Here is a 17,369-nt window from a genome sequence, read left to right as displayed (position 1 = left end):
GGGCGACGTCCTAGACCGCTAGACGAAGGGGCCATTGCTTGGCGGAGGCGGCCAATTACGTTCCGGGGCCGGCGCCGTCAAGCGATGTTTTCAGACTTTTTTCAGCCGGCCACCGGAAGGCGCAGGCTGCCGTTGGGCTCGTACACGACTTCGCTGTACGCCGTCACCGCGTCGAGCGGCAGCGGGCCGTAGATGTGCGGGAAGAGCTGGCCGCCGCGTGACGGCTCCCAGCGCACCGTGTCGCCCAGCGCGGCGAGATCCACCGCGGCAAGCCATAGGCCCGTCTGGCCGGCGAAATGCTTCTCCAGCGTCTCCTGGGCCTGCTCGGCGGTGGAGAGGTGGATATAGCCGTCGGTCAGGTCGATCGGGGCGCCCAGAAAGACACGTTCGTGTTCGAGCGTGTCCATCTGGTCCTGGGTCAGGATCTTGTAGGCGGTGAGGGGCATGTCGGCCATGGTTCAGGCCTCGCCGCCATCGGCGAGGTCTTCGCCCGGCACGGCGTCCGGGGTCGCTTCGCCTGCCACGGCGCCGTCGCCCAGGTTCATCTCGGCCTCGTCCTCGCTTTCCTCAATGCGTGCCGCCGAGACGACATGCTCGTTCGCCGCGACGTTGAACAGCCGCACCCCCGCCGAGTTCCGGCCGATCACGCGCAGGTCGCCCAGCGACATGCGGATCATCTTGGCCTGATCGGTCACCAGCATCAACTGATGCCCCTTGGTCGCCGGGAAGCTCGCCACCACCGGCCCGTTGCGGGCGATGTTGTCGATGTTGGTGATGCCCTGGCCGCCGCGACCCGTGCGGCGATATTCATAGGCCGAGCTCAGCTTGCCATAGCCGTTGGCGCAGACGGTGAGGATGAACTGCTCGCGCTCCTTCATCTCCTCGTAGCGGTCGGCCGGCAGGTCGCATTCGCCCTCGCGCTCGCCTTTCCAGGGCGCGAAGCGGAGATACGAATCGCGCTCTTCCTGGCTCGCGCCCGAGCGGTGGAGGATCGAGAGCGACATCACCTGGTCGCCATCGGCGAGGCGCATGCCGCGCACGCCGGTGGAGGCACGGCTCTGGAAGGCGCGGACGTCCTCGCCGGGGAAGCGGATCGCCTTGCCGGCGCGCGTCGCCAGCAGCACGTCGTCGCCTTCGTTGAGCAAGGCGACGCCGATCAGGCGATCGTCCTCGTCCTCGCCTTCGAACTTCATCGCGATCTTGCCGTTGGAGGGCACGTTGGTGAACAGGTCCATGCTGTTGCGCCGGACATTGCCCTTGGCGGTGGCGAACATCACGTGGAGGTTCGCCCATTCGTCCTCGTCCTCCGGCAGCGGGAGCACGGTGGAGATGGTCTCGCCATTGGCGAGCGGCAGCAGGTTGATCATCGGCCGGCCGCGGGTCGCGGGCCCGCCTTCGGGCAGGCGCCAGACCTTCATGCGATAGACGCGGCCGAGGGTGGAGAAGAACAGCACCGGTGTGTGCGTCGAGGTGACGAACAATTCGGTGATCGCGTCCTCGTCCTTGGTCGCCATCCCGGCGCGGCCCTTGCCGCCGCGCGCCTGGGCGCGGAAGGCGTCGAGCGGGGTGCGCTTGATATAGCCCTGGACCGTGACGGTCACGACCATGTCCTCGCGCTCGATCAGGTCCTCGTCGTCAATGCCGTCGGCGGCAGCGGCGATCTCGGTCTTGCGCGGGGTGGCATAGGTGTCGCGGATCAGCACGAGCTCGCCGCGCAGCACTTCATACAGCTTCGCACGATTGCCGAGGATCTCGAGCAGTTCGGCGATCGAATCGGCGAGTTCCTTGAGCTCGTCGCCGATCTCGTCGCGGCCGAGTGCGGTGAGGCGGTGCAGGCGCAGGTCGAGGATCGCGCGGACCTGGGTGTCGGACAGGCGATAGCTGTCGCCGGTCACCTCGGTGTCCACCGCCTCGACGAGGCGGATATAGGGCGCGATCTCGGCGATCGGCCATTCGCGGGCGAGCAGCGCCTCGCGCGCGGCGGCCGGGCTCGACGAGCCACGGATGATCTTCACCATCTCGTCGAGATTGGTGACGGCGATCACCAGGCCGAGCAAGATGTGCGCACGATCGCGCGCCTTGGCCAGCTCGAACTTCGAGCGGCGGGTGATGACCTCCTCGCGGAACTTGACGAAGGCCTCGATGATGTCGCGCAGGTTGAGCAGTTCCGGGCGGCCGCCGCGGATCGCCAGCATGTTGGCCGGGAAGCTCGATTGCGCGGGCGTGTTCCGCCAGATCTGGTTGAGCACCACCTCGGGCGTCGCGTCGCGGCGCAGGTCGATGACGATGCGCACGCCCTCGCGCGAGCTTTCGTCGCGAATGTCGGAGACGCCTTCGATCCGCTTTTCCTTGGCGGCCTCGGCGATCTTCTCGACCAGCGCGTTCTTGCCCTGCTGGTAGGGAATCTCGGTCAGCACGATCGAGCGGCGCTCGCCGCGCTGCTCGAATTCGTGGCGCGAGCGGACGAGGATCGAGCCGCGCCCGGTCTGATAGGCCGAGCGGCAGCCCGAGCGGCCGAGGATCACTGCGCCGGTCGGGAAGTCCGGACCGGGGACGATTTCCATCAGCTCTTCGGCGGTGACCGCGCCGTTATCGATATAGGCCAGGCAGGCGTTGATCACTTCGCCGAGATTGTGCGGCGGGATGTTGGTCGCCATGCCGACCGCGATGCCGCCCGCGCCGTTGACCAGCAGGTTGGGGAAGCGGGCAGGGAGGACCGACGGCTCGCTCTCCGAACCGTCATAGTTCGGCACGAAGTCGACCGTGTCCTTCTCGATATCGTCGAGCAGCGCCGTCGCCACGCGGGCGAGGCGCGCTTCGGTGTAACGCATCGCGGCGGGCGGATCCGGGTCCATCGAGCCGAAATTGCCCTGGCCGTCGATCAGCGGCACGCGCATCGCCCAGTCCTGCGCCATGCGGGCCATCGCGTCGTAGATCGAGCTGTCGCCGTGCGGATGGTATTTACCCATCACGTCACCGACCAGGCGGGCGGACTTGCGGTAGGGCCGTCCGGCGACATAGCCGCCTTCCTGAGCGGCATAGAGGATGCGGCGGTGGACGGGCTTCAGGCCGTCGCGAACGTCGGGCAGGGCGCGCGCCACGATCACGCTCATCGCGTAATCGAGGTACGAGGTCTTCATCTCGTCGACGATCGAGATCGGGGTAATGTCAGAAGGGTCGGCGAGCAGGGTCTCGTCGGTCAATGCAACAGACTTTCGGGTTTTTGTTACGCTGCGATGGCTCTAGCGGGGCGCATGCCTCCTGCCAACCCCGCGCCCGCGCGTACGCACGCGCGCGGGGAGCATTGGGAGCCAAGTCGGCGCGGGCACGTTACTCCGGCGCACTGGCGCCTATTCAAACCCGGTTCAGCCGCACTGTCGCACCGCCATCGCGCTTGAACGGGGATGAACGCGCCTTTAGAGGAACCGCGACGCCGCCTGGCCGACGAGGAGAGTTTCAGATGAAGTTTGTTTCGAAGCTTGCGCTGACCGCAATGCTTGCGCTGGGTTCGACCGCGCTGGTGACCACGCCGGCGCTCGCCCAGAAGGACAAGAAGGGTGCCTCGAAGGAGGATCCCAATGCGCTGAAGGTCGGCGATGCCTTCCGCAAGGCCGCGCAGCCCGCGATGGAAGCGGTCCAGGCGAAGAACTGGGCGGCCGCGACCCCGGCGCTCGACGCGCTCGATCAGGTCGTGCAGAACGACGACGAGAAATATTACGCTGCCTATCTCCGCTCGCGCGCGCAGATCGGCCAGAACGATCTCGCCGGGCTCACCAAGACGCTGCCGATCCTGATCGCCAGCCCGCGCACGCCGGCGAACGAGCTGCCGATCTACAAGCGGCAATATTACACGATCCTCGGCAACCAGGCGTTGAACGACAAGAAGTACCCCGAGGCGATCGACGCGCTGACCAAGGCGCGCGAGGCCGGCAACAATGATTTCGACATCGCGATCTCGCTCGCCAACGCCTATGCCCAGACCAATCGGCCGAACGAGTCGGTCGCCGAAGTCGATCGCGCTATCCAGGCGGTGAAGGCCACCGGGCAGAAGCCGCCGGTCGCCTGGTATCGCTTCGCCATCCCGCGCGTTTATGCGACCGGCAACCGCGCCGCGACCGCCGACTGGCTGAAGAAGATGATCGCCGAATATCCGACCAAGGAAAATTGGCGCTGGGGCGTGCTGGTAATGCGCGGCAGCGCCGATGCGACCGGCGGCCGCCTCACCTCGGCGCAGCGCATCGATCTGTACCGCCTGCTGCGCACGTCGAAGGTGCTGGCCGACCAGAACGACTATATCGACTATGCCGAGTCGGTGAACGCCGCGGGCCTCCCCTGGGAAGCCGTTGCGGTGATCGACGAGGGCCGCGCTGCGGGCAAGATCCCGGCCGGCAACCCGGACGTCGCCCGCATCTATACCTCCGCCCAGACCAAGGCCAAGGCGGAAGGCTCGCTCACCCCGCTGATCAAGCAGTCGCAGGCGGCGGCCAATGGCAAGATGGCGTCGCAGACCGGTGACGCGTTCCTCGCCTCGGGCGATTATGCCAAGGCGGTCGAGCTGTACGACGTGGCGCTGCAGAAGGGCGGCGTGTCGACCGACGAGGTCAACCTGCACCGCGCGATCGCGCTGTACAATCTCGGCCGCAAGGACGATGCCCGCACCGGCTTCGGCCAGGTGAAGGGCGCGCCGACGGTCGATCTGGCCGCGCTGTGGACGGTGGCGCTGGATCTTCCGGCGCTTTCCTGATCCGGCGACCACCCGGAAACGAAAAGGGGCGGTCCCGAAGGACCGCCCCTTTTTTGTTGCCCGGGATCCGGAGCGGCTGGAGTTGCTCAGCCCTGATATTCGGGCACCGGCACGCCCGGCAGTGCCTTGGCGGTGCGGATCGTGAGCGAGGTCTTGACATGCTCAACATTGGGTGCGGTGGTCAGCCGCGTCGTAAGGATCGTCTGGAAGCTCTGCAGGTCCGGCGCGACGATCTTCAGGATGAAGTCGATTTCGCCGTTCAGCATGTGGCATTCGCGGACTTCGGGGATTTCGGCGACGAGCTGCTCGAACGCGCGCAGGTCGCTTTCGGCTTGACTCTTCAGGCTGACCATCGCGAAGACGGTGAGATTATAGCCGAGCGCGCTCGGGTCGAGCGCGGCGTGATACCCCTTGATCGCACCTTCCTGTTCCAGCGCGCGGACACGGCGCAGGCAGGGCGGGGCGGTGAGCCCGACCCTTTCGGCAAGCTCGACATTGGTCATGCGGCCATTCTCCTGGAGTAATCCGAGGATTCGGACGTCGATCTCGTCGAATCGCATTTTATTCTGGCGCTCCTGCGTGGGTTCGTTTCTTCTTGGCGCTTGGTAGCACAATAAAATTACGCTTCAACGCAATTGTCCCACATTGCGACGTGCCGAAATGGGCTGTTTTCACAGCGCGTTGCATCGCGGTATGACGCCTGCATTGAAAACAAGGATTTCGGGGGACGACGGCATTGCCGCTGCGGTTTGACGATACGCTGGAAACGGTGCTGGCTGGCGACCTTCGCTCGGCGGCGGGGGCACCGCTGGCGTGGCGGCAGCTGGTCGACCTGATCGGCCGCGGCCGCGTGCCGGTCGAGGCGCGGGCGCTGGAGGTGCTCGAATCGATCCGCGATCGCGTGCCCCTGTCGGTTCGGATCGCCAGCGCCCGCGCACTGGCGGAGGGCTGCACCTCGGCGGCGCTGGTTCGGCTCCTCGCGACCGACGACCTGCGCGTGGCGCTGCCGGTGCTGCGCGCGGCGCGGCTCGACGAGGCCGCGTGGATCGGCCTGCTGCCTGCGCTGGCGCCCGGCGCCCGGCACGTGCTGCGCAACCGCCGGGACCTGGCCCCAGCGGTGCAGCGCGCACTCGAGAGCTTCGGTCCGGTTGATTTCGTGCTGGCGGACCATAGTGACAGTGCCAGTGGGTCGGAACCGGCGGTGATTGCTGCGCCCGCGCCGGAATCGGCTCTGATTGCCGCGCCCGAACCAAGCCCCGCGCCCGAGCCGGCGGCGCAGGAACCGCGCGCCGAAGTGGCGGACAGCGACATCTTCTCGGTGGCCGAGTTGTTGGCGCGCATCGAGGCGCATCAGCGCGACCAGGATGGCGCCAAGGCCGCGGCGCAGACGCAGGCGCGCGCCCGCAGCTTCCGCTTTGAAACTGACGCTGCCGGGGTGGTGCGCTGGGTCGACGGGGTGAGCCGTGGGCCGGTGATCGGGCTGTCGCTCGATCTCCAGGGGCTGTCGGGCGGCAGCCGGCTGGACGCGGTGGCGGCCGGGGCCTTTCGGCGCCGCGCCGGCTTCAACAACGCGCGGATGACCATCGAGGGTGGATCGGATGCCGCCGGGGACTGGCTGGTGTCGGCGCTGCCGGTGTTCGAATCGGTGACCGGGCGCTTCAGCGGCTATCGCGGCACGGCGCGACGTCCGCGCGCCGACGAGCGGGCCGAACCGCCGCACGCGACGGCGGTGGCGGCAGACGCGCTGCGCCAGATCGTTCATGAGCTGCGCACGCCGACCAACGCGATCGCCGGGTTCGCCGAGATGATCGAGACGCAGATGCTGGGGCCGGTGCCCGATGCCTATCGCGACCGGGCAGCGGCAATCCGCACCCAGGCGCGCGAGCTGCTGGGCGCGATCGACGATCTCGACCTTGCCGCCCGGATCGAGAGCGCGGCGCTGTCGCTGGCGGAGGGCCGGGTGGCGTTGCGGCCGCTGCTTGCCGGCATCATCGCCGATCTTGGGGAACTGCTTGCGCTGCGCGGTTCGGCGATCGTGCTGCCCGACGAGGATCGCTTCGTCTCGGCGGATCGACGCGCGGTCGAGCGGCTGCTCGCGCGGCTGATGGCGACGCTGGTTTCGGCCACCGCGCGCGACGAACGGCTCCAGATCCGGTTCTTGGCCGAGGGCGAGCAGCACCTCGCGATTGTCATCGATCGCCCGCGCGCGCTCGGTCATTATCCGGGCGAGGCGGTGCTGGGCATGGACGACGAGCAGGAAGAGGACGGGACGCTGCTGGGTACCAGCTTTGCGCTGCGCCTGGTCCGCAACCTCGCCCGCGAGCTGGGCGGCAGCCTGATGATTGCACCCGACGGCCTGACCCTGCGCCTGCCCGCAGCGGACGGCACGCTGCGCGAGCACGCGCATCGCAACTGAGCCGCAGGTGCGGATGGGCTTGCGGCGGGGGCGGGGCCTCCGCTAGGGACGGGCGCTGCTGGGGGCCTGTAGCTCAATGGTTAGAGCTGGCCGCTCATAACGGCTAGGTTGCGGGTTCGAGTCCTGCCGGGCCCACCAGCGCCCCGCCTGTAGCACGCGATGCAGGAGGCGTTTCGCCGATGGGGGTGGGCGGCAGCGCAGCCATCGAACCGGCGTGGTGGGCGCAACTCATCGTGACAGGCTGGCCCTTCTCCTGCGGAAGTCCGGCAGCGCGTTTCGGATCCAGCCCTGGACGATCGGCTCCATCCAGGCGGCGACCGCCAGGGCAAGAAGCCCGGTCAGCCCCAGGGCCAGCAGCGCGCTTGCCAGCGGAGAGACGCCCAGCGCCGCGAGGCGTGCAACTGCGGTAAGGCCGACGGCTTCGTGCAGCAGATAGAGCGGGTAGGTGACCAGCCCGGCGAGTCGCAGTGCCGTTCGCGTCCAGCGGGGCAGGACGGCAATGCGTGCGCGGAGACCGATCGCGGCGATGATCGCCAGCAGCCCGAGTGCGGCATAGCCCAGAGGGATCAGCCACACCCTCGCGAACGACAGGCCGGCGGGCGATATCCTGGCGATCCCCAGGGTCCCGCAACTGATCTCGAGGGTTGCGGCGGCGATGCAGAGCGCGCCCATCATGCCGTCCAACCTGGTCGCCCGGCCGACGGACCATCGCCAGAGAAAGATCCCGAGCGCGAAGTAGATGCCGTGGCGGAGCAACGTGACGTTCTTCCAGCCAAATGCGAAATCCAGCCACGGCGCGTGGACATAGCCAAAACAATGCAGGCCGAACGCCACGGTGTAGACGCTGCTGAGCAGCGCAAGCGCGGCCGCAAACCGGGCAAGCTGCTCACCCCATCCAATGCATAGGAGCAGTAAAACGGCACAATAAAAGGAAAGTTCGATCGGCAAGGTCCAATAGGCAGTCGCGAGGAAGGGGCCTGCCGGCGAAAGCATCAAGGACCCCAGTAGAGCGCGCAGACCAACATGCGTGGTGGTGCTCAGCACGGCGAAGCTGATCGCCGCGCAAATCCAGGCCGTTGGATAAATTCGTAAAAACCGGGACTTGATGAATTTGGCGGGTGTCGCGCCATGGCTCGAGTTGGCGATAACCAATCCCGAGATCACGAAGAATATCTGGACACCAATCCAGCCAAACCAGGCGGTCGCCGCGATCGATGTCTGCTGCCAGGTGAGGTGAAATAGCGCAACGCTGATCGCTGCGCTCAATCGTACTGCGTCGATGCCATAAAGATATGGCATGGATTCCGCTGAAGCGCGTACCATTTCTGATCAGTCCCCCCGATTGACTGAGGAGGAAAGAAATCACATTGCAAAAGATGGTACAAGCACGAATCAGTTTCGATCCAACAGCGGGAGACACTGGTCGTTGGTTTCCTTCGCGAAAATCAGTCGTCCTGGGCTGTTTCGTGGCGCCGCCCGCTGGTTGTCGACGCGTCGGCATTGACATGCTGCGCATAGCGCAGCACAGGACGGCCCGTCTGTTGACGAGCGAGACGTTCGGAGTCAGGGCGCCACTGCGGTTGAGCCCCGTTCTCCACCCATCTGGGTGCTCGCAGAAGACCGTCGGGGAGTAGCGCAGTCTGGTAGCGCATCTGGTTTGGGACCAGAGGGTCGCAGGTTCGAATCCTGTCTCCCCGACCACTTCCCCAGCGCCGTTGGAACCTAATAATCCTACGGGTTTGCCATAAGGCGGGCGTACTGTGCGACGACTATGTGCGCCTGCATACGCATCAGCGTATCCGCGGTGACGCCGAACTGCTTCTCGCGGATCGCCATTTCGGTCCTGATGTCGGCGCCCCCGTTGCGCAGCTTGCCGGCACCCTAGCGCCAGATACCGCGGCGCGTAGCGCGCTAATATGAAATGAAGTGGGTGAGCGGCTCCACGAAGGGGCGATTCCATCGTTATGCTCCCCATCGTGCAAAGATCATGAATGGTCCACAATAATACCGAAATGGTTCAGACTAACCGAAAGTGCTAAGACCGGCCCATATACGCCACCTCGTCGGACACGTTCTGCCAACCTTCGGCACCGATTTCTTGTTAGCTACTGCAGCAAATGATACGCATTGAAGAATAGTGGATCATATGCAATATTGTAAAAGAATCGATCATAGTAGAATTCGGAGTCGCGCATAACATAATCGTCATCAAGAAAACGTTTTCCACAGGAGAGTGTGATGGCAACTGTTATTGGCAACCCTGAAGCACTGGTGAAGAGTCTCGCCCTTCCATCGGACGAGAGTTTTGCCGAGCTTTTCGAACGGCTGGACAGCGCTCCCAACGCAGCCGGAAAGAAGATCCTTCTCGCGGACAACCAGCCAAGTGCGCAGGTCAACGCCGGGAGCTTGACGTCCTTCACGCAGCGATTGTCCGGCGAGAACAAGGCGGATGTGCAGAATTCGACCCTGTTCGCGCAGCTTGCCTCGGATGCGGCCTATAACCGCTATACCGATCCGATGGCGTGGTACAAAAAATATGTCGAAGTGCTCGGCGGCATCGGCTGGAACCAGCCGGCCTTCGCGTTCGACACCTATTCGAGCGGCGGCACCACCGTACGCCTAGACGAGGCCGTGCTCGGCATCCTCGCGGCGATCGCGACGGCGGACGAAATCGCCATCGTCAAGGCAACAATGAGCGGGCTCCAGGCGCTCGGCGACGATACCAAGCAGATGCTGATTTGGGATTCACGCGCAAGCAACGGCAACAACGGCACCTTCCAGATATTCCCGGTCGATCGCCTGTCCAATGGCGACGTGGTGATGGTGCTCGACGGCATGCAGTTCAATGCGTCGCGGAGCGTTACGCGCTTCCTGTGGTGGAGCTGGGAATCGAACAGCATCCGGATCCAGCGGGCAGCGAACAAGTTCGTCCTCAACGAAAGCATCTATGCGAAGGTGCGCCAGCAGATCATCGAGCGGCTGGGTGATCGCGCGAAGCGCCTGGTTGCGGACATTCCGCTCGGCGACTGAAGCGGGGCGTTTCCCCGGGGGGGAATACCGCCCGGGGAAACGCGCCATAGACCATCTCACCATGAGCGGAAACGCTCCGGATGTTTGGTTGCCGCATTTTCCGAGTGGTTGGCCGCGCGCGCTCAACTTGAAAAATGCTCTAGACACTGGATCCTCTTCGGCGCGCATGCATCTGCGTGCAGCGGATGCGCCGCCGTTCGCACAGGGAAGCACCCTATGTTCGGCAATGATCCCATTGATGCCATCGAACTGCCCCCGCTGCGCGCCATCGCCGAGACCGGCGAAGGCGATCCCGCCCCCACGGCCGGGCGCGAAGAGGCGCAGATCAACCAGGGAATCCTGCAGGCATTCGACCGTGCCGTGGCCGTGCAGGCACGCGAGGACGTGACCAACTCGATCCTGTTCGCCCAGTTGGCAGCAGACTATAAAATCGATCGCAGGCAACAGCCTGCAGACTGGGCGAAGCGCTTTTTCGAGGTTCTCGCAACGCTCGGCTGGGTCGGGCAGTCGCTGGCGAACGACAGCGCCACGCTGCGCGGGTCGCCGGACTGGCCCTCCCTCCTTGTCAATCGCCTGTCGGTGGATGCGCAGCCGCTCGCCAGGACCAGCCTCGAAGCAGCCATGGACCTGGAACCCGCGGGCAAGGCCATGCGCCTCTGGAATGCGACAATAGCCGGTCCAGCGGGTAGCAGCTTCCTCGTCGCCCCGACACTTGATAGCAAGGGCAGCATCACCGTGGCCCTGGTGATGGCGAGCTTTCCGACGGACGTAGAAAAGCCGGCATTTCTCGGTTGGGAGCTCACCTATCCGACGAGCTTCCTGATGGGAACGATGGAACTGAACGAAACCATCTATGCGCAGGTGCGCCAGACGGTCCTCACCAAGCTGGGCGAGCGGGTACGCACGCTGATCGCCCCCGTGCCGCTGCGGGAGACCGTGATAGCCGCATAGGGTGGTCAGGTTCAGGTCGTCGCATGAGGACCCGGACTGCCCCCGCCCCAAGCAGACCGCACCTTGCGTCGTCCGAAGGGGCATCGCTTCCCGGCGGCGCCGGGCCACCGCATCGCCATTTGGGGCATGGTTAGATCCCCTCTTGGAGGTGGTGTAGATGCGGACGGTAGCGGTGCTGGCACGAATATGCGCTTCGCATTTTGTGCTGTGATGTCCGGCCATGATCAATGTGCCGTGGATTTTGGTCGTCAGGCGTCTCCAAAAAACGCGCCAGAGGGGATTGGCGGCGACGCGGAAGCCGGGCGGCGCGGGATCGTCGGCGCTGCGTTGAACCGCGTGGCGGTGAGGCCCAGGAGGCGATAGCACCGACCATGGCCCGGCATGGCGTGGCGCCCTGCGCGCGGAAGGGGGCGATGGCGTAGAGGGGCGCTCTACCGGCCGGGCTCGCCTTGATTTTCACGAACTTGGCTGAGCGGGCGAGCGTTATGTTATTGCTGGAACAAATATAGTCCAACTATTATCAAGATACGTTAGACTTTGTTTAACGCTTGCATCCCGCATCTGTTCAGTATCTCCCGAACAATAAGTGTGGTTTCGGGGGAAATTGGATGGTTTCACTTGTTGCATCGAATGGGGAGGTTGCCCTTGCGCGGCCTCCGAAGGGCGGGAGGCGGATTGCTTCCATCCAAGCTCTGCGTGGCATGGCCGCGTTACTGGTAGTATTCGGGCATGCACGGAGCGCTGCGGTTGAGATGGATCCGGGCTTCCGGCCCGGCACGTTCGCGACGGCCTGGGGCGTCGATCTCTTCTTCGTGATATCCGGCTTTATCATCGTCTACTCCTCGGAGAGAGTGTTCGGCACGCGGACTGGTCCCAGACAGTTTTTGTGGCGCCGGGCGACGCGTGTCGTACCACTCTACTGGATCGCGACCACCGTGTGGCTCTGCATAGCGATGATGAAGGGGAACCACGACAGTGAATTGAACTTGGGGAGTATCGCCCTTTCGTACCTTTTCATCCCCAACGTGTTGGGGAATCCAGCATATCCGGTTCCAGTTCTGTCGTTGGGCTGGACGCTGAATTACGAGATGTTTTTCTACGTCGTCTTCGCCGGTTTCCTCCTTCTGCGGCGGACACCCGGATCCTTGGCCGCAGCGGGCTTGCTCGCCGCCTTCGTCCTGATCGAAGCCGTTGTGCCATTCGGCGCTGTTCCGATTGCCTATTGGTCACAGCCGATCATCCTGGAATTCGTTCTCGGCATCCTGATTGCGCTGGCGCTGCGGCATGGCCTCGCACTTCCTGCCTATCTACGCGGACTGATGATCGCCGGCGCGGTCGGACTGCTCGTTGCAGATCCCTTGGGTATCGCCCTGCTGCCGCACACGCCCAATGATATCAGCCGGCTGTTGTCGTGGGGAATCCCCGCTTCAGCGATCTTCGCGGCCACTGTTTTCGGTGCCGATCCGCTACCGAAGAAGCTCGAAATCCCGGCCGTCAGGATCGGGGATGCCTCCTATGTGCTGTATCTATTTCATCCCATTGTCCTTGGGACGATGAAGGCGGCCTGGCCTCGTTTGCACCTTCACAGTTCGTGGCTGTTCATCGTCTGCGTGATCGCGGGCTCCGTCGCGTTCGCGCTGCTGCTGCATGCGCTAATCGAAAAGCCGCTTGTCAGCGCCCTGCAAAACTTGGGGGATCGGAAGGCGCGTCCACAGCCGCTCAATGCATGAAGCCGGCGGCTATCGCGCGGCAGGAGCGAGCAGATCTGACGCTATTTCCAGGGCAGTGTTGTGATCATCCTCTGAGAAGCCGAGCAGGTGGCCAACGCGGTCGGTTTCGCCGAACCGGTGAACGGCGGCTACCCGGTCGATCAAGGCCGCGGATGGGGTGATTTCCACGCCATCGGCGTCGGCGGCGGTGAGGCGCCAAGACTTCATCGCGCGCAGCCGCCGGAACATGCGGCTTCCCGTCCTCTTCCGCACCCGGCCGCGCGCGTTCACCGAAGCCATGCGCGGCCGCATCGCGCCGCCTTCGGGTTCGACGTTCGCGGCGATGCGCGGCAGATTGGCGCGGCGTAGAATCTGGCCGTGAACGGCGCTGACCGCTCAATGTCTCGGAAAAGTGGGGATTTCAAGCTGTGGGGACCGGTCGTAACCGGTCCCGAAAACAGCAGATGGCTCCCCGAGTAGGATTCGAACCTACGACCATTCGATTAACAGTCGAATGCTCTACCGCTGAGCTATCGGGGACCACTCTGGTCAACCCCTCGGCGGTGGGTCACCGCGTCGGGAGGCGCGCCTTTAGCACCGGGTTTTCGAAACGCGCAAGGGGTTTCATGCAATAAATTGTTCCATCGTTATGCGATCGTCCAATGCGTGCTCCGGATCGAACAGCAGCGTGAGGTCGCGCAGGCGATCGATCTCGACATGGACGTGCGCAACATCGCGGATTTCGCGCTGATCGGCGACCGCGCTGACCGGCCGCTTGTCGGCTTCCAGTACCCGGATATCGATTCGCGTCTTCTCCGGGAGAATCGCGCCGCGCCAGCGCCGCGGCCGGAACGGGCTGATCGGGGTGAGCGCGAGCAGCGCCGAGCCGAGCGGGAGAATCGGGCCCTGCGCCGAAAAATTATACGCGGTCGAGCCGGCCGGGGTGGCGACGAGGATGCCGTCGCAGACCAGTTCGGGAATCACGGTGCGGCCGTTGATCGTCACTTCCAGCTTGGCGGTCTGGCGGGTCTCGCGCAGCAGCGACGCCTCGTTGATCGCAGGCAGGACGCAGGTTTCGCCTTCCACGGTCGTCGCGGTCATCGCCAGCGGGGCGACTCGGAAGGGCCGCGCGCGCTCGAGGCGCTGCGTCAGCCCCTCCAGCCGCCAGTCGTTCATCAGGAAGCCGACGGTGCCGAGGTTCATCCCGAACACCGGCAGCAGCCGCCGGCGCTCGAGCATCGCGTGCAGCGTCTGCAGCATGAAGCCGTCGCCGCCGAGTGCGACCACTTCATCGGCTTCCTCGATCGGCACCCAGTCGTACGAATCGCGCAATTCCTCCGCGGCGGTCTGCGCCGGCGGGGTGGGCGAGGCGAGCAGCGCGCGCTTGGTATCGCTCATCCGCCGGTCACGCTCATGTGGCGCGCGACGGCCGGCGCCGCGCCGGCCTCGATGCGGAAGTCGTGCCGTTCCGGCTTGGCGGCGAGCGCCCGGTCGATCGCGTCGTCCACCGCGTCCAGGCCGCCCTCGCGAATCGCTGCTTTCAGGTCCACCGAATCCTCATGTCCCAGGCACATGTGCAACCGTCCGTCGGTCGAGAGCCGAACGCGGTTGCAGCTTGCGCAGAAATTGTTGGTGAGCGGGGAGATCAGCCCCAGCCGGCTGTCGCTGCCGCCGACACGCCAGTAGCGCGCCGGGCCGCCGCTGTCGTACGAATCGGCGGTGAGGTCGAACGCCGCCTTCAGCCCTGTGAGTACCTCCGGCAGCGGCAGGAAGCGATCGGCACGGTCCTCGTCGATCATGCCGAGCGGCATCGTCTCGATCAGCGACAGGTCCATGCCCTCCGCCGCGACCCAGGCGAGCATTGGCGCGATCTCGTCCTCGTTCAGGCCGCGCAGTGCGACCATGTTGATCTTCACGCGGATGCCCGCCGCTTGTGCCGCGGCGATGCCCTCCAGCACCTGGCCGACATCGCCGTGGCGGGTGATGTAGCGGAACCTCTCCGGATCGCGGCTGTCGAGGCTGACATTGATCCGGCGCACGCCCGCGGCGGCAAGCCCCTCGGCATATTCCGCGAGGCGGGTGGCGTTGGTGGTGAGGGTGAGCTCGCCCAGCCCCTCGCCGATGCGGGCGCCGAGCTGCTCGACCAGCGCCATCATGTTGCGCCGGACCAGCGGCTCGCCGCCGGTCAGCCGGATCTTGGTGACGCCGCGATCGACGAAGCGGCCGGCGATCGCCGCCAGTTCCTCGAGGCTGAGCACCGCGTCGCGCGGCAGGAACGTCATGTGCTCCGCCATGCAATAGCGGCAGCGCAGGTCGCAGCGATCGGTGACGGAGATACGCAGATAGCGGATCGCACGACCGTGGCGATCGACCAGCGTGGGCGGCGTCGCGATGGCGGGGGCGCTGGCCATAGCACGGGAGGTAAGCGGTTGACCCCGCCTGCACAAGGCTTGGATGGCGAAGCGCGTCGCACCTCGCTATCGGAGGGACATGGAAGAAGGGTTTACGATCGTCCAGAGCAACGCGCCGGCTGCCGAAGTGCCGGTGTTCGTGCTCTCGTTCCGCCAACGCGACGAGGTTGCCGCGGCGGCCGCGGGCGGCGGCTGGCGGGTCGTCGCGGCGCGGCGCAGCGAGGGGCTGGAGACGCGGTTCCTGGCGAGCGGCGCCTCGGTGGCGGTGGTCGATGCGCGCGGCGCGATGACCGAGGGGCTTGACGCCGCCCGACTGCTTGGGCCAACGATCAAGGCCTATGGCGCGGCGTTGCTGATCCTCGTCTCGCAGAGCGACACGGTGCATATGGGCCGTTTCTACGAGGCGGGCGCCACCCATTTTCTGGGAAGCCCGATGTCGTCGGCGGCGATCGCGCATGCGATCCGCTTCGCCGAACGCTATGTCGAGCGCCTGTCCGGCTGGGCCGGGCAGGGGAGCAGCGTGACCCATCCGCTGGGCTGGCGGTTCGACCCTGCGGTGGGCTCGATCGAACTCACGCCCGCTTTGGCGCAACTCCTCGACCTGCCCGAGGCGCCCGGGCCACGCGCGGCGTTCGGGCGGCTTGCGCTGTCCGACCGGCGCCTGGCCTGGGCCGCACTGCGCCGGCTGCGCGAAGCCGGCTCGACCGCATTCGCGCACGATCTGCCCGGCAAGGGCCGGGTGGTGCAGCATCTGCAATATGACGCCGAGACCGGCCAGATCGACGCGCTGGTCGAGCCGCTGGGCATCGCCCCCGATGCCGGCGCCGCGGTGCGCGACGTGCTGACCGGCGCGCGCGATGCGCCGAGCGCGCGGCGCTGGATCGACCGGGCGATGGAGAAGGGCGAGCGGATCGGCCTGGTGCTGATCGGGCTCACCCGGTTCGACACGATCAACACCGCCTATGGCCGCCCCGCTGGCGACGAATTGCTGCGCGGCGTATCGCGCCGGGTGGCGGAAGCGGCGCGCGAGACGCTCGGCACGGAGGCGGTGACCGCGCGAATCGGCGGATCGGATTTCCTCGCGGCGGCCGTCGATCCCGGCACGCCGGCGCTGCGCAACGCCTGCCGCCGGATCGAGGAGGCGCTTGCCCGCCCGTTCGTTGCGGCCGGCGAACTCGTCCATCTCGGCGCCAAGGTGGTGCTGACCGAAAGCGTGGCGGGGGACGGTGCCGCCAGCCTGCTGCGCCGGGCGAGCGAAACCCTGCTCGGCGAAGGCGCGGCGCGGCCGGGCTCGGGCCCCTCGGTCGAATCGCTGATCGGGGACCTGCGGCGGGGGATCGAGCGGGGCGAGATCGGCGTGCTGTTCCAGCCGCAGGTCGCGGTGGCGACGGGGCAGATCGTCGGCGTCGAGGCGCTCGCCCGCTGGCAGCATCCGCAGCATGGCGAGGTCGGTGCCGAGCCGCTGTTCGCCGCCGCCGAGCGTGCCGGCCTGGCGGGGGTGCTGAGCGAGCATGTCCAGCGCCGCGCGTTGACCATCGCCGCGCACTGGCCGCGTTCGCTGGCGTCGCTACGCCTGTCGATCAACGTCACCGCCGGCGATGTCGGCCGGCCCGGCTTTGGCGAGAGCCTGTTGCGCTGGGTCGATGCGACGGGCTTTCCCCGCCACCGGCTGACGCTGGAGATCACCGAAAGCGGCATCATGGCCGATCTCAGCGAGGCGGCGGAGCTGCTCTCCGATCTGCGGACCGCGGGCTGCCGCGTCGCCATCGACGATTTCGGCACCGGCTATTCCAGCCTCGCCTATCTCAAGGCGCTGCCGCTCGATTATCTGAAGATCGACAAGAAACTGTCGAGCGAGATCACCGGATCGCCGCGCGACCGCATCGTCGTGCGCGGCGTGATCGACATGGCGCGCTCGCTGGGGCTCGCCGTCGTCGCCGAAGGGGTGGAAACCGAGGCGCAGCTAGACATGCTCGCCAAAGAAGGCTGCCAGTATTTCCAGGGTTTCTTGTGTTCGAGCCCGATCGACGTGCCGGCGCTCGCCGCGCTGGTGCGCGACTGGTAAAAGTCTGTTTGGAAATGCGCCGCAGCGAATTTCGCGGTACCGG

13 protein-coding genes and 3 tRNA genes are annotated in these 17,369 nt (G+C 65.8%); 8 read left to right on the top strand and 8 right to left on the bottom strand.

From position 1 onward, the window contains the following. Nucleotides 1–101: 101 nt before the first annotated feature. Both SAZ01S_RS06360 and gyrA read right to left on the bottom strand, forming a co-directional pair. Complete coding sequence (locus SAZ01S_RS06360) at nt 102–455, bottom strand: DUF952 domain-containing protein (RefSeq protein WP_084581168.1); 354 nt, start codon at nt 453–455, stop codon at nt 102–104. Between the two features lie 3 nt (nt 456–458). Beyond that, nucleotides 459–3,203: a DNA gyrase subunit A gene (gyrA, locus tag SAZ01S_RS06355; RefSeq protein WP_084581166.1), complete on the bottom strand. Its 2,745-nt coding sequence runs from the start codon at nt 3,201–3,203 to the stop codon at nt 459–461. A gap of 257 nt (nt 3,204–3,460) precedes the next feature. Between gyrA and SAZ01S_RS06350 the strand changes: the two genes are divergently transcribed. Then, on the top strand, nt 3,461–4,744 hold the full coding sequence (locus SAZ01S_RS06350; RefSeq protein ID WP_084581165.1) for a tetratricopeptide repeat protein: 1,284 nt from the start codon (nt 3,461–3,463) through the stop codon (nt 4,742–4,744). Between the two features lie 86 nt (nt 4,745–4,830). Here the strand turns inward: SAZ01S_RS06350 and SAZ01S_RS06345 are convergent, their stop codons facing one another. Then, nucleotides 4,831–5,304, bottom strand: coding sequence for an Lrp/AsnC family transcriptional regulator (locus SAZ01S_RS06345; protein WP_084581163.1), 474 nt, complete (start codon nt 5,302–5,304; stop codon nt 4,831–4,833). Between the two features lie 176 nt (nt 5,305–5,480). On the opposite strand from SAZ01S_RS06345, the gene SAZ01S_RS06340 reads away from it, so the two are divergent. Together SAZ01S_RS06340 and SAZ01S_RS06335 are read left to right on the top strand one after the other, a co-directional pair. Then, the gene (locus SAZ01S_RS06340; RefSeq protein ID WP_139809962.1) at nt 5,481–7,160 is read left to right on the top strand and encodes a sensor histidine kinase; all 1,680 of its coding nucleotides are present in this window, start codon (nt 5,481–5,483) and stop codon (nt 7,158–7,160) included. Between the two features lie 62 nt (nt 7,161–7,222). Beyond that, nucleotides 7,223–7,298, top strand: a tRNA-Ile gene (locus tag SAZ01S_RS06335). Between the two features lie 90 nt (nt 7,299–7,388). Here SAZ01S_RS06335 and SAZ01S_RS06330 read toward each other — a convergent pair. Next, on the bottom strand, nt 7,389–8,459 hold the full coding sequence (locus tag SAZ01S_RS06330) for an acyltransferase family protein (RefSeq protein WP_218018029.1): 1,071 nt from the start codon (nt 8,457–8,459) through the stop codon (nt 7,389–7,391). Between the two features lie 325 nt (nt 8,460–8,784). Between SAZ01S_RS06330 and SAZ01S_RS06325 the strand changes: the two genes are divergently transcribed. The 4 genes from SAZ01S_RS06325 to SAZ01S_RS06310 all read left to right on the top strand — a co-directional run bounded on the left by SAZ01S_RS06325 (nt 8,785) and on the right by SAZ01S_RS06310 (nt 12,871). Next, a tRNA-Pro gene (locus SAZ01S_RS06325) sits at nt 8,785–8,861 on the top strand. A gap of 537 nt (nt 8,862–9,398) precedes the next feature. Beyond that, nucleotides 9,399–10,190, top strand: a complete 792-nt coding sequence (locus tag SAZ01S_RS06320; protein ID WP_084581159.1) for a hypothetical protein — start codon at nt 9,399–9,401, stop codon at nt 10,188–10,190. Nucleotides 10,191–10,406: 216 nt separating this feature from the next. Further along, on the top strand, nt 10,407–11,141 hold the full coding sequence (locus SAZ01S_RS06315; RefSeq protein WP_084581158.1) for a hypothetical protein: 735 nt from the start codon (nt 10,407–10,409) through the stop codon (nt 11,139–11,141). Between the two features lie 608 nt (nt 11,142–11,749). Continuing rightward, nucleotides 11,750–12,871 carry an acyltransferase family protein gene (locus SAZ01S_RS06310; RefSeq protein WP_084581156.1) on the top strand — a complete coding sequence of 374 codons (1,122 nt, stop codon included), beginning with the start codon at nt 11,750–11,752 and terminating at the stop codon, nt 12,869–12,871. Nucleotides 12,872–12,880: 9 nt separating this feature from the next. Here the strand turns inward: SAZ01S_RS06310 and SAZ01S_RS06305 are convergent, their stop codons facing one another. The 4 genes from SAZ01S_RS06305 to moaA form a co-directional block, all read right to left on the bottom strand. Continuing rightward, complete coding sequence (locus tag SAZ01S_RS06305) at nt 12,881–13,222, bottom strand: phage virion morphogenesis family protein (protein WP_084581154.1); 342 nt, start codon at nt 13,220–13,222, stop codon at nt 12,881–12,883. 93 nt (nt 13,223–13,315) lie between these two features. Beyond that, nucleotides 13,316–13,390: transfer RNA gene (locus tag SAZ01S_RS06300), tRNA-Asn, on the bottom strand. Nucleotides 13,391–13,474: 84 nt separating this feature from the next. Continuing rightward, nucleotides 13,475–14,248 carry an NAD kinase gene (locus SAZ01S_RS06295; RefSeq protein WP_084581152.1) on the bottom strand — a complete coding sequence of 258 codons (774 nt, stop codon included), beginning with the start codon at nt 14,246–14,248 and terminating at the stop codon, nt 13,475–13,477. Next, nucleotides 14,245–15,261, bottom strand: coding sequence for a GTP 3',8-cyclase MoaA (gene moaA / locus SAZ01S_RS06290; RefSeq protein ID WP_084581150.1), 1,017 nt, complete (start codon nt 15,259–15,261; stop codon nt 14,245–14,247). Before moaA ends, SAZ01S_RS06295 begins: the two co-directional genes overlap by 4 nt. 79 nt (nt 15,262–15,340) lie before the next feature. Between moaA and SAZ01S_RS06285 the strand changes: the two genes are divergently transcribed. Then, nucleotides 15,341–17,326 carry a putative bifunctional diguanylate cyclase/phosphodiesterase gene (locus SAZ01S_RS06285; protein ID WP_084581148.1) on the top strand — a complete coding sequence of 662 codons (1,986 nt, stop codon included), beginning with the start codon at nt 15,341–15,343 and terminating at the stop codon, nt 17,324–17,326. The last annotated feature ends 43 nt before the right edge of the window (nt 17,327–17,369 follow it).

This window comes from Sphingomonas azotifigens NBRC 15497, from assembly GCF_002091475.1.
GTDB lineage: Bacteria > Pseudomonadota > Alphaproteobacteria > Sphingomonadales > Sphingomonadaceae > Sphingomonas > Sphingomonas azotifigens.
Note: the sequence above shows the minus strand (reverse complement) of the source record. Positions and strands in the feature narration are given on the sequence as shown.

Excerpts from the sequence above, each read along its gene's own strand:
- SAZ01S_RS06330 (WP_218018029.1), bottom strand. The coding sequence starts at position 8,459 with ATGCCATATCTTTATGGCATCGACGCAGTACGATTGAGCGCAGCGATC.
- SAZ01S_RS06320 (WP_084581159.1), top strand. The coding sequence starts at position 9,399 with ATGGCAACTGTTATTGGCAACCCTGAAGCACTGGTGAAGAGTCTCGCC.
- SAZ01S_RS06345 (WP_084581163.1), bottom strand. The coding sequence starts at position 5,304 with ATGCGATTCGACGAGATCGACGTCCGAATCCTCGGATTACTCCAGGAG.
- SAZ01S_RS06360 (WP_084581168.1), bottom strand. The coding sequence starts at position 455 with ATGGCCGACATGCCCCTCACCGCCTACAAGATCCTGACCCAGGACCAG.
- SAZ01S_RS06315 (WP_084581158.1), top strand. The coding sequence starts at position 10,407 with ATGTTCGGCAATGATCCCATTGATGCCATCGAACTGCCCCCGCTGCGC.
- SAZ01S_RS06295 (WP_084581152.1), bottom strand. The coding sequence starts at position 14,248 with ATGAGCGATACCAAGCGCGCGCTGCTCGCCTCGCCCACCCCGCCGGCG.
- SAZ01S_RS06285 (WP_084581148.1), top strand. The coding sequence starts at position 15,341 with ATGGAAGAAGGGTTTACGATCGTCCAGAGCAACGCGCCGGCTGCCGAA.
- SAZ01S_RS06310 (WP_084581156.1), top strand. The coding sequence starts at position 11,750 with ATGGTTTCACTTGTTGCATCGAATGGGGAGGTTGCCCTTGCGCGGCCT.
- moaA (WP_084581150.1), bottom strand. The coding sequence starts at position 15,261 with ATGGCCAGCGCCCCCGCCATCGCGACGCCGCCCACGCTGGTCGATCGC.
- SAZ01S_RS06350 (WP_084581165.1), top strand. The coding sequence starts at position 3,461 with ATGAAGTTTGTTTCGAAGCTTGCGCTGACCGCAATGCTTGCGCTGGGT.